This is a genomic window from Propionibacterium australiense (assembly GCF_003666605.1).
Taxonomy (GTDB): Bacteria; Actinomycetota; Actinomycetes; order Propionibacteriales; family Propionibacteriaceae; genus Propionibacterium; species Propionibacterium australiense.
Window position 1 is genome coordinate 35542 of record NZ_RCIV01000006.1, and the last position, 14004, is coordinate 49545.

Annotated in this window: 14 protein-coding genes and 1 pseudogene; 6 read left to right on the top strand and 9 right to left on the bottom strand. The window is 71.0% G+C overall.

The annotated features are described in order from the left end of the window. Positions 1–55: 55 nt before the first annotated feature. The 5 genes from folP to dacB form a co-directional block, all read right to left on the bottom strand. On the bottom strand, positions 56–868 hold the full coding sequence (gene folP / locus D9T14_RS06330) for a dihydropteroate synthase (protein WP_170175651.1): 813 nt from the start codon (positions 866–868) through the stop codon (positions 56–58). 121 nt (positions 869–989) lie between these two features. Beyond that, complete coding sequence (gene folE, locus D9T14_RS06335) at positions 990–1559, bottom strand: GTP cyclohydrolase I FolE (RefSeq protein ID WP_197720684.1); 570 nt, start codon at positions 1557–1559, stop codon at positions 990–992. 114 nt (positions 1560–1673) lie between these two features. After that, positions 1674–2228 carry a hypoxanthine phosphoribosyltransferase gene (gene hpt / locus D9T14_RS06340; RefSeq protein ID WP_119161576.1) on the bottom strand — a complete coding sequence of 185 codons (555 nt, stop codon included), beginning with the start codon at positions 2226–2228 and terminating at the stop codon, positions 1674–1676. A 71-nt stretch (positions 2229–2299) separates the two neighbouring features. Beyond that, entirely contained in the window at positions 2300–3286 is a 987-nt protein-coding gene (gene tilS / locus D9T14_RS06345; protein ID WP_119161577.1) for a tRNA lysidine(34) synthetase TilS, read from the bottom strand. Between the two features lie 4 nt (positions 3287–3290). Beyond that, positions 3291–4664, bottom strand: coding sequence for a D-alanyl-D-alanine carboxypeptidase/D-alanyl-D-alanine endopeptidase (gene dacB, locus D9T14_RS06350; RefSeq protein WP_119161578.1), 1374 nt, complete (start codon positions 4662–4664; stop codon positions 3291–3293). Positions 4665–4728: 64 nt separating this feature from the next. On the opposite strand from dacB, the gene D9T14_RS06355 reads away from it, so the two are divergent. After that, complete coding sequence (locus D9T14_RS06355; protein WP_021798865.1) at positions 4729–5286, top strand: inorganic diphosphatase; 558 nt, start codon at positions 4729–4731, stop codon at positions 5284–5286. Between the two features lie 45 nt (positions 5287–5331). On the opposite strand, the pseudogene D9T14_RS14455 reads toward D9T14_RS06355, so the two are convergent. Together D9T14_RS14455 and D9T14_RS06365 are read right to left on the bottom strand one after the other, a co-directional pair. Then, a pseudogene (locus D9T14_RS14455) lies at positions 5332–5677 on the bottom strand (fluoride efflux transporter FluC). 20 nt (positions 5678–5697) lie between these two features. Continuing rightward, entirely contained in the window at positions 5698–6174 is a 477-nt protein-coding gene (locus D9T14_RS06365) for a fluoride efflux transporter FluC (protein ID WP_119161579.1), read from the bottom strand. Between the two features lie 63 nt (positions 6175–6237). On the opposite strand from D9T14_RS06365, the gene D9T14_RS06370 reads away from it, so the two are divergent. From D9T14_RS06370 to D9T14_RS06390, 5 genes are all read left to right on the top strand, one after another. After that, entirely contained in the window at positions 6238–7314 is a 1077-nt protein-coding gene (locus D9T14_RS06370; RefSeq protein WP_119161580.1) for a TRM11 family SAM-dependent methyltransferase, read from the top strand. Between the two features lie 75 nt (positions 7315–7389). Continuing rightward, positions 7390–7926, top strand: a complete 537-nt coding sequence (locus D9T14_RS06375) for a SixA phosphatase family protein (protein ID WP_119161581.1) — start codon at positions 7390–7392, stop codon at positions 7924–7926. Between the two features lie 89 nt (positions 7927–8015). Further along, the gene (locus tag D9T14_RS06380; protein WP_119161582.1) at positions 8016–9053 is read left to right on the top strand and encodes a hypothetical protein; all 1038 of its coding nucleotides are present in this window, start codon (positions 8016–8018) and stop codon (positions 9051–9053) included. A gap of 181 nt (positions 9054–9234) precedes the next feature. Further along, positions 9235–10599, top strand: a complete 1365-nt coding sequence (locus tag D9T14_RS06385; RefSeq protein ID WP_119161583.1) for an ammonium transporter — start codon at positions 9235–9237, stop codon at positions 10597–10599. Between the two features lie 16 nt (positions 10600–10615). Next, positions 10616–10954, top strand: coding sequence for a P-II family nitrogen regulator (locus D9T14_RS06390; RefSeq protein ID WP_119161584.1), 339 nt, complete (start codon positions 10616–10618; stop codon positions 10952–10954). A gap of 325 nt (positions 10955–11279) precedes the next feature. Here D9T14_RS06390 and D9T14_RS06395 read toward each other — a convergent pair whose 3' ends face one another. Both D9T14_RS06395 and D9T14_RS06400 read right to left on the bottom strand, forming a co-directional pair. Continuing rightward, positions 11280–12320, bottom strand: coding sequence for a Gfo/Idh/MocA family protein (locus D9T14_RS06395; RefSeq protein WP_119161585.1), 1041 nt, complete (start codon positions 12318–12320; stop codon positions 11280–11282). A 154-nt stretch (positions 12321–12474) separates the two neighbouring features. Beyond that, positions 12475–13836 carry a flavin monoamine oxidase family protein gene (locus D9T14_RS06400; RefSeq protein WP_170175649.1) on the bottom strand — a complete coding sequence of 454 codons (1362 nt, stop codon included), beginning with the start codon at positions 13834–13836 and terminating at the stop codon, positions 12475–12477. Between the last annotated feature and the right edge of the window lie 168 nt (positions 13837–14004).

Below are 14004 nucleotides of genomic sequence, written 5' to 3' on the forward strand. Positions count from 1 at the left end.
GCCGCGTGGAACGTCTGCCGGCAGCCCGTCACCGGCGAGCGAAGACGACCGATGATCAGGCCACCGCCAGCAGATGTTCGATGACGGTGATCGCGTCCACCTGGGAACGCACCTCGTGGGTGCGGACGGCCCAGATCCCGTGCGCGCAGCACCAGCCCGAGATGGCGGTGGTGGCGGCGTCCCGTTCGATGGCCGGACGGCCCCTGAGCAGATTGCCCAGGAAACGCTTCCGGCTGGCGCCGATGAGCACCCGGTGCCCCATGCCGGTGAACACGTCGAGGTGAGCGAGGATCTGCCAGTCGTGGTCGGCGGTCTTGGCGAAGCCCAGACCAGGATCGGTGATGATGCGTTCCGGCGCAATGCCGGCATCCATGGCGGCCTGGCAGCGCGCCTCGAGTTCGTCACGCACCTGGGCGACGACGTCGTCGTACTGCGCGACGGCGTCCATCTCGTTGCCGAACCCCCTCCAGTGCTGGCAGATGTAGTTCACGCCCAGGTCGGCGACGGCATCGAGCATCGCCTCGTCGGCGAGACCGCCCGAGACGTCATTGACGATCGTCGCGCCGGCGCTCACCGCGGCCCGGGCCACGGATGCCCGCATCGTGTCGACGCTCAGCTCGACGCCGGTCGCCGTGGCGGGGACCCGGAGCCCCTCGATCACCGGCACGACCCGCGTCAGCTCCTCGTCCTCGCTGACCCGCTCGGCCCCGGGGCGCGTGGACTCGCCGCCCACGTCGAGGATCCTGGCCCCCTGGGCGATCAGCTCGAGTCCGTGGGCGACGCCTGCATGGGGGTCCTGCCACATTCCTCCGTCGCTGAACGAGTCGGGAGTGACATTGATGATGCCCATGACCGAGGTGTGACTCATGAGGGGAAGTGTAGAGGCCCGGGAGGGTTGATTTTGCTGGATGGCCCCAAGTTCCCCCTGATCGCGGCGAATCGGGGGCATTGATCTGCCGGACGGCGGCTTCGGGCGGCGGGAGCGGAGGTCAGGCGTTGATGAGGCTCATGGCCTCGGCGCGGGTGGCGGGTTCGCGCAGCAGGCCGCGGACGGCCGAGGTGAGGGTGCGGGCGCCCGGCTTGTGCACGCCGCGCATCGTCATGCACAGGTGCTCGCAGTCGATGACGACGAGCGCTCCGCGGGCGTTGAGGGAACCCATGAGGGCATCGGCGACCTGGCCCGTCAGCCGCTCCTGCACCTGGGGGCGGCGGGCGTACAGCTCGACCAGGCGGGCGATCTTCGACAGACCGGTGACGCGGCCGTCCCGGGGAGGGATGTAGCAGACGTGGGCGACCCCGTGGAAGGGCATGAGATGGTGCTCGCAGGTGCTGTAGACCTCGATGTCGCGGACGAGGATCATCTCCTCGTGGCTGATGTCGAAGGTGCGGGCGAGCACCTCGCCCGGATCCTGGCCGATACCGCTGAAGACCTCCGCGTAGGCGCGGGCGACGCGGGCCGGGGTGTCCCGCAGGCCGTCGCGGTCGGGGTCCTCACCGATGCCGATGAGCAGCTCCCGGACGGCCGCCTCGACACGTGCGCCATCGAAGCCGGGGGCCAGCCGGGTGCCCGGTACTGCGTACGGGGTGTTGTCGATCTCGCGGGGCTGGTTCTCGGTCAATGGATCACCTGGCGTGGCTGGACGGTCGCCCCGGCGGGCGCCGGGGCCGGGGTGTCAGTGGTGGTAGACGTGGGGCGCGAGGGTGGCGACGTCGCGTAGATTGCGGTAGCGGCCGTCGTAGTCGAGGCCGTAGCCGACGACGAACTCGTCGGGCAGGTCGAAACCGACGTAGCTGACCTCTACCGGCGCGTGGACGGCCTCCGGTTTGCGGAACATGGTGGCCACCTTGACGCTGGCCGCGCCGCGGGTGAGGAGGTTGTGCACGAGATAGCTGAGCGTCAGGCCGGTGTCGATGATGTCCTCGACCACCAGGACGTCGCGTCCGGCGATGTCGCTGGTGAGATCCTTGAGGATCCGCACCACACCGGAGCTGTGCGTGCCGGAGCCGTAGGAGCTGATCGCCATCCAGTCGACCTCGACATGACCGTGCATGGCACGGCACAGGTCCGACATGATGATCATCGCGCCGTTGAGGACGCCCACGAGGAGGGGCTGTCTGCCTTCGTACTCGGCGTCGATCTGGGCGGCGAGTTCCTTCACGCGCGCCTCGATCTGGTCCGCCGTGTAGAGCACGTGCTCCAGGTCTGCGCTGATATCGGCTGCATCCACGCCGCCAAGGTTAGTGCACCCCGGCCCTGCCGCACCGCCGGATGGGGGGCGAAACCGCCGGCGCGGGCGGTTCAGCGGATGCGCAGCCGACCGCCGGCACGCACGACCCGTACGCGGCCGGGCAGGTCGACGCCCCGCTGCCCGTGCCAGTTCTCGACGAGGGCGAGCACCGCCGAGGTGTGGGCCTCGGTCGGCTCTGGGACTCCGGCGGCCAGGAGCCAGGCCCGCACGACACGTCCCCGCAGGGCGGGCGGCTGGGCGAGCAGCGCCCCGGCGTCGAGACCGCCGTCGCGGGCCACCTCGGCGCCGGTCCGGGCGGCGAGCGCGTCGAGCAGTTCGGCGTCGGCGGCGGCCAGGCGCGCGGTGCGGGCCAGGGCCTGGGCGACTCCGGGTCCGAGGCGCTCCTCGAGCAGGGGCATGATCTCGTGGCGCACCCGCACGCGGGTGAAGGACGCGTCGGTGTTCTGCGGGTCCTGCCAGGGCTCCAGCCCCCACTCGGCGCAGGCCTTCGCGGTGTCGGCCCGGCGTGTCCCGAGCAGGGGGCGCACGAAGACCGGGTCGGTGCCGGACCTGGCCGCCATGCCGGCCAGCGACCGGGTGCCCGAGCCCCGCACCAGGCCGAGCAGGACGGTCTCGGCCTGGTCGTCCAGGGTGTGGCCGAGCAGGACGAGGCCGGGCCGGACGCCCGATGGCCCCGGCCCACGCAGCGCCTCGTAGCGGCTCCTGCGAGCGGCCGCCTCAGGCCCCAGGCCGGTGGCCCGGCCGACCTCGACGGTGGCCACGGAGGCGGTCAGCCCGAGGAGCCGCATCTGCTCGGCGGCACGTGCCGCGACCCGAGCCGATCCGGCCTGGAGCTGGTGATCGACGACCAGGCCCTCGGCCATGAGCGCGGGCTCGCGGCGGGCGTGCCAGGCCAGGGCGGCGGCGAGCGCCAGGGAGTCGGGGCCGCCGGAGCAGGCGACCCGGACGCGCAGGCCGCCGTCCAGCGCCTCGGTGACGACTGGGCCGAGCGCCCGCGTCAGGGCCAGCGCCGACGGCCCGAGGGCACGGGTGCTCATGACCTCATGCCGCACACCGGCAGGCGGCCAGTGCCGCGGCGAGCGCGTCGAGATGGGGCCGGGCCTCGGTGCCGGCGCCGTTGATGACGATGGTGAACACGGCGATCGAACCGTCCGCCGTCGGCGTGTAACCGGTCAGGGTGCTGGCCACGTCGAGGGTCCCCGTCTTGGCCCGCACCAGGCCTGCGCCGGCCGAGGACGCGGAGTCGAGGTAGCGGGTCTGGAGGCTTCCGGTCGCGGCGGCGACGGGCATGCCCGCCAGCCCGATCCGCATGTCGTCCGAGCCGGCGGCCACCACGACGATCCTGCTGAGCGTGTCGGCGGTGAGGCGGTTGCGCTCGGACAGCCCGGAACCGTCGTGCAGGGCGTCGGCGTCGGACCAGACGCCGAGCGCGCGCATCCGCTGTTCGAGAGCGGCCACTCCCCCGTTGAAGGTGGCCGGCTGTCCCGCGGAGATGGCCAGGTGACGCAGCAGGGTCTCGGCCATCGAGTTGTCGGAGTGCCGCAGGCAGATCTGGGCGAGCCGACCCAGCGGCAGCGACTCGACCTCGGCGATGGTGTCCGCGTCCTGGCCGGCGGTGCGGGGGGCCGGGTCGCCGGCCAGGGAGATCCCGGCCGCGGTGAGCTGCTCGGCGAAGACCCTGGCGGCGGCCGCCGCCGAGTCCCCGGAGTCATCGCCCTGGTCGATCGTCAGGGCGGAGATGTCGTTGACGTACTCCATGTCCCCCTCGGCCCAGTCCGGGTGGCGGGTGGGGCCGCTGAACAGGGACTCGTCGTAGTTGAGGGTGATCGAGGTGACCGAGGACCCGGTGAGCGCCCGGGCCGTCTGCTCGGCCAGCTCGGCGGATGTGGCCGGCCCGGGGTCCTCGTACTGGTAGGCGGACTCGGTGCTGGCCAGCAGCGGGTCACCGCCGCCGACGAGCGTGTAGCTGCCGTCGGACTCGGCCACCACCCTGGTCCGGTAGGTGGTGCCGGCTCCTGCCGCGTCGAGCAGGCTCATCGTCGTCATGAGTTTCATGTTCGAGGCGGGGATGATGGCCTGCGAGCCATTCTGGTCGAAGACCTCGTCCCCGCTGCTCAGGTCACGGACCGAGACCGACCAGGACTGGTCGAGACCCGCAGCGGTCAGGGCCTGGGAGGTCCTGTCGGCGGACAGCGCCGGGTACTGGCCCGGGCCGGTGGCCGGGTCGATGGCACCGGTGCCGTCGTCGGTGGCGCCGTACAGGCCGGGTGAGACCGTGGCGGCCCCGCCCTCGACGAGGAGCCCCGCGGGACCGGCCGCGAACCGCAGCGCCAGTCCTGCGCCGGCGAGCACGACGGCCAGCACGCCGGCGAGGATCCTCCACCGCCTGCCGGATTGTTTTCGCCGTGAATTCACTCTGCCGCCCCCAAACAGGTAGTGTCAGCCTCAGATTCCTCTTTCATCATAAGGACGCAACGCCGTGACCGATGATTTCCGAATTGCCACCGGCCTGCCCCAGTACGGCCTGACCTTCGACATGACCGTCGAGATCCCTCGTGGCACGAAGAACAAGTACGAGATGGACCACAACACCGGTCGCATCCGCCTCGACCGCACCCTGTTCACCTCGACGCAGTATCCGTATGACTACGGCTTCATCGAGGGCACGCTCGGCGAGGACGGTGACCCGCTCGATGCGATGGTGATCGTGCCGGAGCCGACCTTCCCGGGCTGCCTCATCGAGTGCCGCGCCATCGCCATGTTCCAGATGCAGGACGAGATGGGCGGCGACGACAAGGTGCTGTGCATCGCGACGGCCGACCGCCGCCGTGACTACATGGACGACCTGGACGACGTCCCGCAGATGGTGATGCTCGAGATCGAGCACTTCTTCACCGTCTACAAGGACCTGGAGCCGGGCAAGTCCGTCGAGGGCGCCTCCTGGGCCGGCCGGGAGGAGGCGGAGGCCGAGATCCGCGCCTCGTACGCCCGCGCGAAGGGCACCCCCTACGAGCACCACAAGGTCGATCTGCAGTGACCCGCTGAGACCGCGGAGAGGGCCGGTCCTGGCCCGTCTGCCCGGCTACCTGGTCATCGCCCAGCCCGCCCAGGCGAGCGCCGCGCAGCCGAGTGCGTTCGCACCGACCGTCACCAGGGCGTACCCGCCCCTGCCGGCCCTGGCCAGGCGGACGGTCTCGACGCTGGCCGTGCTGAAGGTCGTGAAGCCGCCGCAGAAACCGGTGCCGGCGACGAGCCCCAGCAGATCGTCGCCCCCCGCCGGCCACCAGACCGGTGAGCGCACCGAGCAGCAGTGAGCCGCCCAGGTTGACCATGATCGTGCCGACCGGGAGCACGGTGCGCGCCCGCCCCCTGACGAGGCCGTCGACGACGAACCGGGCGACAGCGCCCAGCCCGCCGGCGAGCGCCATGAGCAGGGTGCACGGCAGGCTCAGCACGAGCCGCCCTCCCCGTTCCGGGCGCGCCCGCCGAGCCCGGTGCCGGCCCGGGCACAGCCCAGGCCGCCGATGACGCTGACGCCCAGGTAGCCGAGCGCCAGGGCGTGGCTGGCCCGGTCGGCGAGCAGGGCGAGCTCGGTGGCGAAGGTCGAGTAGGTGGTGAGGGCGCCGCAGAAGCCGGTGCCCAGGCCGAGGCGCAGGAGACGACGACGGCCCCTGTCCGGGTGGTGTGCCAGCGCCTCGAGCAGCCAGCCGAGCGCGAAGGCGCCGGCCAGGTTCACGGTGAGCGTGCCGACCGGCCAGCCGCCCCGGGCGCCGAGCAGCTGGGTGACGCCCCAGCGGCACAGGGTCCCGAGCAGCCCTCCGGCGAAGACGACGACCAGCATGCGGGGCTGGACGTGCAGCGGCCTGCCCGGAGCTGCACCGCCCGTGTCGCGGGGGCGGCCTCCGGCGTCCGAATGCGCAACCATGTCTGGCTCCCGTCCTGCCCGGCCGGGACCGGCGGGCGCCCTCGTCGTGGGAGGATTGGGCCCGTGAGCGATTACGTCATGCTCGTCGCCCCGTCCGCGAATCGAGTCTACGCCGGGCAGGCCCCGTCGATGGCAGCGGCGGAACTGGCCGTCACCACCACCGTCGAGTCGCCCGCCCGCACCACCGTGGCGGGCGTCGAGTACGTGGGCTTCGGAACCGACGCCCTCGACGCTGCGGCGATCGCCCGGCAGTCCAGCGCACTCGCCCTGTTCGAGCTCACCGGCGGGCTGCTGCGCCCCGTGCCGCTGCCGAACGTGCAGGTGATGGACGACGACCTGGTCACCATCACCAAGTACGCGGGCAAGACCAACGAGATGTTCACCCGGCTCCTGCTGCACGTCACCTGCTCGCAGGTGCGCACCGCGACACCCGGACGCCCGGCGCTGCCGGGCGGGGGCCGGCAGCTGGACGTACTCGACCCGATGGCCGGCCGCGGCACGACGCTGCAGGCCGCCTGGCAGCTGGGCCACAACGGCTTCGGGGTCGAGACCGACGAGAAGGCCATCGAGCAGCTGGCCGCCTTCATGAAGACCTATCTGCGTCGCAAGCGCCTCAGGCACAAGGCGGACAGCGCCCACGTGCGACGCGAGGGGCGCGTCATCGGCCAGCGCTTCGACGTGACGGCCAGCCCGGGCGTCACGACGAACGGCCACGAGGGGCTCGAGGGCGCCCCCGAGCTGGCGATGAGCGTCCTCACCGGCGACACCCGCGACTCGGCGAGGCTGTTCGGCAGGCGCCGGTTCGACGCGATCGTCACCGATGCGCCGTACGGCATCGTCCACGCGGCCCGATCATCGAAGGGCGGGCGCTCGGCGCGGGGCCGGGGCGGGGCCAGGGGCGACCGCTCCCCTGCCACGTTGCTGGCCCAGGCCGTCCCGGTGTGGGCCGGGCAGCTGCGGGCCGGTGGCGCGCTGGGGATCGCCTGGAACGCCCTCGGGATCACGCGCGACGAGCTGGCCGGCATCTGCACCGACGCCGGCCTGGTGGTCTGCGCCGGCCCCGGCTGGGGGCAGTTCAGCCACCGCGTCGACTCCTCGATCCGGCGCGATCTCCTCGTCGCCAGGCGACCGGCAGGCTGAGACCCGGGTTGAATCGGGGTTCGGCTGAGGGATTCCCCCGCCACATGTCCGGGGTCAGGCAATAGGCTCGACAGCATGACCCGACGTTTGTATCTCATGCGCCACGCCCAGGCACGATCCTTCGGCACAGGCGGTGACAAGGGCCGCAGGCTCAGTGAGCACGGGCACGCCCAGGCCCGCGAGGTGGGCGAGCGGCTGGCACACGCCGGCATTCAGATGGCCCTGGTCTCGGATGCCGAGCGCACCAGGGAGACCTTCGCCGATCTGCAGCTTCCCGACATCGGCGGTGTCCCGGTGCACGTGGAGTTCCAGGCCGCGCTGTACGAGGCCGGCCCCCGGCTCGTGCTCGCGCGCATCGCAGAGGCCCCCGACGAGGTGCAGGGCCTCATCGTCATCGGCCATGCCCCCACCATCCCCACGCTGGCCAGCGAGTTCGCCTGGGCGTACGACCGCGACGGCAACGGCATGCAGATGAGTTCCTTCCCCACCGCTGCGGTCGCCGCCTTCGACGTCGACGTGCCCTGGAGAGAACTGGCCTCCTTCGACCCCTTCGACTACACCCAGGACAGCGAGCCGCAGTCGCTGAGTCCGGTACGGCCTGCCGAGCTCTAGGATGGTGCTCACCCGCGCTGCGGGGAGTCCGCGACGAGCCGCCCCTGATCGCGGGCAGGACACGCTACCGGTGCGGGAAGGAGTCTTCGATGGCAGGCAGCCACTCGTCCCGCTGGCGTCCTGACCGCACCCGGGCACGCGCCGCCGTCTCACGGACCGACGCGACACTGCGCAACGGCGCCCGGCGCGTGTGGCACGCACCGCTGCCCGCCACCGCCGTCGGCATGGCACTGGTCCTGTGCGCCGTCATCGCCCTCGGAGCCAGCCGCTCGTCGAACGGCCGGCCGCCGGCTGTCGAGGTGACCGCCAGCGAGACCCCGACCCCCACGCCCACCACCAGTCCGACTCCGACCCGAACACCCAGCACCCCCGAACCGGTCGACGACCCGAAGCTGGCCCTGCTGCAGACCCAGGTCGACTCGATCCAGTCACGCTACGGCGTCCGGATCGGCCTGGGCGTGGCCGGTGTCGCACCCGTCGGCCAGCGCTACACCGCCACCTGGACGGCAGGTTCCCTCACCAGCGGTCCGGCCTGGGGCACGCTCGACGTGCCGATCGCCGTGGCGATCCTCGACCTGGACTCGTTGCCGAGCAATCTGACGTACATGCTCACCAAGTCGATCAGCGAGTCGTCGCTGTCCTCCGACGAGGCCCTCTACACCTTCCTCGGCAACACCGAGACCGCCTCGAAGGCCGTCGACCGGGTCTTCCAGGAGTACGGCGACCCGGTGACGACCGTCGCCACGAGCACCAGCCGGCAGGGCATCCCGGCCTTCACGCAGACCGACTGGACCGTTGCCAGCCAGTCCGAGTTCGCCGGGCAACTGTGGTGCTCCAGTTCGGACTGGTACATCATCAGCCGGATGCAGCACGTCGACGACGAGCACTCCTACGGTTTCGGCAATGTCGTCAGCAGCTACATCAAGACGTCCGAGGGCACGACCGAGGACGGCTCGGTCGTCCTGCGCCAGATGGCGATCATTCCCACCTCGAACGGCAACCGGGTGGGCGTCAGCCTGGTCGTCACGGCCCGGGCCGGCCAGGCCGACACGGCGCGGGAGGCCGCGGATGCCGTGGCCGGGCAGGTGTACTTCACCGCGCACGGCTTCGGGGCCGGGCGCTGCTGACATCAGCGCCTCGCCCCGCGGCGCTCGTGCGAGGACGAGCGAATCACCAGATGGCGCCCCGGGGCGGCACCGGGCTCGCCCCGCCCTGTGAAACAGACCTGTAACGAGGCGTCGCGATTGTTCACACGCCGGTTACGCGGACGTCACCGGCGGTGGCGTCTGGTCCGGAAGAGTCCGGTGCATGACAGTTCTCGAGATCAATGCAGGTGACACCGCGTGGGTCCTGATCAGCGCGGCACTGGTCCTTCTCATGACACCGGCCCTGGCCTTCTTCTACGGCGGGATGGTCCGGGCCAAAGGCGTCCTCAACATGATGATGATGTCGATCGTCACGATGGGCATCGTCGGTGTCGCATGGGTGCTGTTCGGCTTCTCGGAGTCTTTCGGTGACTCCTGGCACGGGCTCATCGGCGATCCCGCTCAGTACGCCGGGATGCAGGGGCTGTTCGGCGCCGAGTTCGGTTCCGACCCAGGCCACATGATCCCCGGGCTGGTCTTCGCCGGCTTCCAGTCGGCCTTCGCCATCATCGCCGTGGCCCTCATCTCGGGTGCCGTCGCCGACCGCATGAGGTTCGGCGCCTGGTGCGCCTTCGCCACCGCATGGGCGATCCTGTGCTATTTCCCGGCCGCCCACTGGGTCTTCGCCTTCGACGGCTTCACGAGCGCCGACGCGAAGGGCGGCTGGATCGCCAACACGCTCGGCGCACTCGACTTCGCCGGCGGCACCGCCATCCACATCAATGCAGGCGCGGCCGCTCTGGCCCTCGTCCTCGTCCTCGGGCCCCGTATCGGTTTCGGCACGCGCCCGATGCGTCCCCACAACCTGACCCTCGTCATGCTCGGCGCCGTCGGCCTGTGGTTCGGCTGGTTCGGGTTCAACGCGGGCTCTGCCCTGTCGGCCAACAGCACCGCGGGCCTTGCCTGGGTGAACACGCTGGTCGCCAGCTGCGCCGCCATGGTGTCCTGGATCGTCGTCGAGCGCATCCGCGACGGCCACGCCACGAGTCTCGGGGCGGCGTCGGGCATCGTCGCCGGCCTGGTCGCCATCACCCCGGCCTGTGCCGCCGTCACCCCGCTCGGCTCCGCGTGCATCGGTGTCCTCGCGGGCATCGGCTGTGTCGTCGCCATTGGCCTGAAATATCGTCTCGGTTTCGATGATGCCCTGGATGTCGTCGGCGTCCACTTCGTCGGCGGTCTCATCGGCACCCTCGCCACCGGCCTGTTCTGCACCGAGGAACTCGCCGGCGTCAACGGCCTGTTCCATGGTGGTGGTCTCGCCCAATTCGGCCGTCAGGCCGTCGGGGCACTGGCGGTGATGGCCTACTCGTTCGCGATGAGCCTGGTCATCGCCCTCGTCATCAAACGGGTGATCGGCCTGCGCGTCCCCAGCCAGGTCGAGCTGGCCGGCCTGGACATCGACCAGCACGCCGAGGCCGGCTACGACCTCTCGCACGTCGGGTATTCCACACGCAGCATTTCCCGCACGGTCATGGTGCCGCCTGTCAGCGGCGGGGCCGAGACGGCCGACGTCCCCGCACACGACTGATCGAGAGGAACCAGCGATGAAACTCATCACGGCAATCGTCCAGCCCTCGGCCCTCGAGGACATCGAGGTGGCCCTGGCCCGGGCGGGCGTGCACGGCATGACGGTCTCGGAGGTCTCCGGCTACGGCGCTCAGCGCGGCCACATTGAGGTCTACCGAGGCGCGGAATACATGATCGACTTCATAGCCAAGGTGCGTGTCGAGGTCCTCTCCGACGACCACGACGCCGAATCGGTCATCGCGACCATCTGCGAGGCGGCCCACACCGGAAACGTCGGCGACGGCAAGGTCTGGAGCTGCCCCGTCGAGGAGGTCGTGCGGATCCGCACCGGTGAACGCGGGGTGGGCGCCATCTGAGCACGATCGCACCCCGGACCCGGTCATGGCGCCCGTGACCTCGCGGACGCCGTGGCCGGGCGGCCAACCGCCCGTCCTGTGGCTCGTGCGTCGACGACGACACGAACAGCCGGCCCACCTGAGGCCGCCCGGGCGAGCAGCTGCAGCGGGATGTGGCCGGCTCAGGCAGCACCCCGGCGGCCCCGGCGCCACGCCCCGCGAGGTCCCGCCCATGATCCCGGCCCGGGGCGGCGGGACCCCCGACGGTCGTGATGCCGGGGCCGGCGAGCACCTTCCCCGAAGGACCCGGCGCGCAGGGCGCCGGTGACGATTCCGCGTTGCAGGCTCAGGCATCCTCGCCGAGGACGGATTCGACGCTGGGCACCTGCACCACGGCACCGCCCTCGTTCATGGAGCGCACGAGGGCGTCGGCGACGATCGTCGCGCGCAGGGCGTCACGTCCGGTGGCGGCCTCGGCGGGGAGACGGCCGGCCAGGGATGCCTCGGCCCAGGCGGCGAGCTCGGCGCGGTAGGCGGCGGCGAAGCGGGGCCGCCAGTCGGCCGGGTAGGCGGCCTGCCGGGCGAGCTTCGCGGAGACGATGTACTCGTCGGCCCCGACGAGGCTGGGCACCGAGGGCATCTCGATGCTGCCGCGCTCGCAGACGAGCTCGCAGCGCACGTCATAGCCGTACTGGGCGTGCACCTGCACCTCGACGGTGTGCAGGACGCCGTCGGCGGCGCGCATGAGGAGCATCTGCGGGTCGATGCGCTCGCCGATGAGGGAGGAGGGCCGTCCCGAGAGCCACTGCACCTGAGTGATGGGGCTGCCGGCGAGCCAGGGCAGGACGTCGATCTCGTGAACGGCCGAGTTGGTGATGGTGGCCGAGGAGTCCTGGCCCGGGTAGGCCTCGACGTTGCGGTGGCAGGAGTGGGTCATGAGCAGGGCGCCCTCGCTGCCGGCGGCGAGCCTGGCCCGCATGGCCTGGTAGCTGGGGTCGAAGCGGCGCATGAAACCGACGGTGAGCAACCGGTGGCCGAGGGTGTCCTCCTTCTTGATGATCCGCACGGTCTCGGCGACGGTCGGGGCGAGGGGCTTCTCGCACAGGACGGGCAGGCCGGCGTCGAGGCAGGCCTCGACGCCGGCGGCGTGGAAGGGGTCCGGGACGGCGATGATGACGGCGTCAACCTGCCCGGAGCCGATCATCTCGGTGCCGTCGGAGAAGACCTGCTCGACGCCGAGCTCGGCCGCGAGCGCCCGGGCGCGGTCGACTGCCGCGTCCGCGATGGCCACGAGGGCGGCACCCCGTACGCCGCGGGCGAGGTTGCGGGCATGGTCGGATCCCATGACGCCGGTGCCGATGATGCCGACGCGAAGAGTGCCGGTCATTGTTCCTCCTTGACTGACGCCCCTGGCGGCACGACCCACGACGACCACTGACGCCGGCCGACGACGAGCGAGCCGACGGCATCGACGTCGCGCCGCGACACGTGCGCGCAGCCGAGGGCCCCGCATCGGCGCGGGCCTGGACTGCCCGGACGGTTCAGGCTGTTTTCTCGTTGATCCTCACGATGACCGACTGGGCGGTCTCGTGGGCGGAGCGGACGGCGCCCTCCATGTAGCCGTTGAACTTGCTCGCGTACTCGGCCCCGGCGAAGTAGATGCGCCCGCAGGGCACACCGAGTTCGGCGCCGGTGACGTTCCACACGCCCGGCGCGAAGTGCGCGCCGTGGCTGCCCCGGGTGAACTCCTCGGCGGCCCAGTCGATGTCGATGTACTCCAGCGGGTGGGCCGCCTGCGGGCCGAAGACGTCGACGAGCATGTCCTTGAAGACGCGCTCGCGCATCGACCGGGAGAACTTGGCGAGCATCGAGGCCTCGGCCCCCTCGAAGAAGCCCATGAGCACGCCGCGGCCGTCGGGATCGTCGGTGCAGTCGAAGGTGACCCGCACCGCGCCCTCGTCGGCGCTCATCTGGCCGGACAGGCCCTTGTCACGCCACCACGGCCGTTCGTAGACGAGATAGCACTTGATGACGTTCCCGGCGCCGACCTTGCGCACCGCGCCCTCTCGCCAGTCCGCCAGCGGCGGGGTGACGCGGATCCTGATGGCCAGCCACGGCGGCAGCGCCAGGATGACGGTACGGGCCTCGAGGGGCTCGCCGAACATCGGGTGGACGACCACGTGATCCTCGTCCTGCTCGATGTGCTCGACGACGAAGCGGTACCTGAGCCGGTCACCGATCTCGGCGGCCATCCGCTCGGGCAGCTGGGCCAGCCCGCCCCTGACCCTGGCCTGGCCGATGTCGCCGTTGGCCGCGATGAGGTTCTCCATGTCGATGCCCTCGCGCACCTTGCCGAGCGCCTGGCGCAGTGAGATCTTGTCCAGCGGGCTCTCGAAGACGGCCTTCATGGCCGCCCTGATGTCGCGGCGGCCGGTGGGGGTACGGAGATTCGAGACGATCCAGCGGTCGATGGACTGGTCGAGCCAGACCGCGTTCGCCTCGGCCCACACGTCGTCCTGGCCGGCTCGCTCGGCGAGCCGGCGCAACCGCATGAGGCCCTGGCCGAGGTCGGCCACGGCGAACGGTGTACGGGCGTCGTCGTCGCTGTCGGACTGGGCGACGTTGCGGATCTCACCGTGCTGGACGAGGGTGAGCATTCCCGGGTTGGCCGGGATGAGTTCGAGGCCGGCGTCCTTGACGAGTTCGAGCATCCGGTCATGGCTGGGGGCGACCCACTGCCCGCCGAGGTCGATGACCTCCCCGCCGGAGAGGGTGGCGGAGACGACCCGGCCGCCGACACGGTCACGCGCCTCGACGAGGGCGACATCGTAGCCCCGCTCGATGAGTTCCTTCGTCGCGGTCAGGCCAGCGAAACCGGCGCCGACCACTACACAATCAAGCACTTTGCCCTCCTGGGCTCCACTGATGAATTTAAGGCACTTTGAACTCAAGGCGCTTTGTCAACCGTGATTTTACCGAGCACTCTTCCCGCTGGAATCGCCGGGGTGAGAAAGCCCACCCGACAGGCCAGGCAAGTTCGACCAGATGACACCGGGTTCGGGGCTGTTTCA

Excerpts from the sequence above, each read along its gene's own strand:
- folP (WP_170175651.1), bottom strand. The coding sequence starts at position 868 with ATGAGTCACACCTCGGTCATGGGCATCATCAATGTCACTCCCGACTCG.
- tilS (WP_119161577.1), bottom strand. The coding sequence starts at position 3,286 with ATGAGCACCCGTGCCCTCGGGCCGTCGGCGCTGGCCCTGACGCGGGCG.
- D9T14_RS06365 (WP_119161579.1), bottom strand. The coding sequence starts at position 6,174 with ATGGTTGCGCATTCGGACGCCGGAGGCCGCCCCCGCGACACGGGCGGT.
- D9T14_RS06375 (WP_119161581.1), top strand. The coding sequence starts at position 7,390 with ATGACCCGACGTTTGTATCTCATGCGCCACGCCCAGGCACGATCCTTC.
- D9T14_RS06380 (WP_119161582.1), top strand. The coding sequence starts at position 8,016 with ATGGCAGGCAGCCACTCGTCCCGCTGGCGTCCTGACCGCACCCGGGCA.
- D9T14_RS06385 (WP_119161583.1), top strand. The coding sequence starts at position 9,235 with ATGACAGTTCTCGAGATCAATGCAGGTGACACCGCGTGGGTCCTGATC.
- D9T14_RS06390 (WP_119161584.1), top strand. The coding sequence starts at position 10,616 with ATGAAACTCATCACGGCAATCGTCCAGCCCTCGGCCCTCGAGGACATC.
- D9T14_RS06395 (WP_119161585.1), bottom strand. The coding sequence starts at position 12,320 with ATGACCGGCACTCTTCGCGTCGGCATCATCGGCACCGGCGTCATGGGA.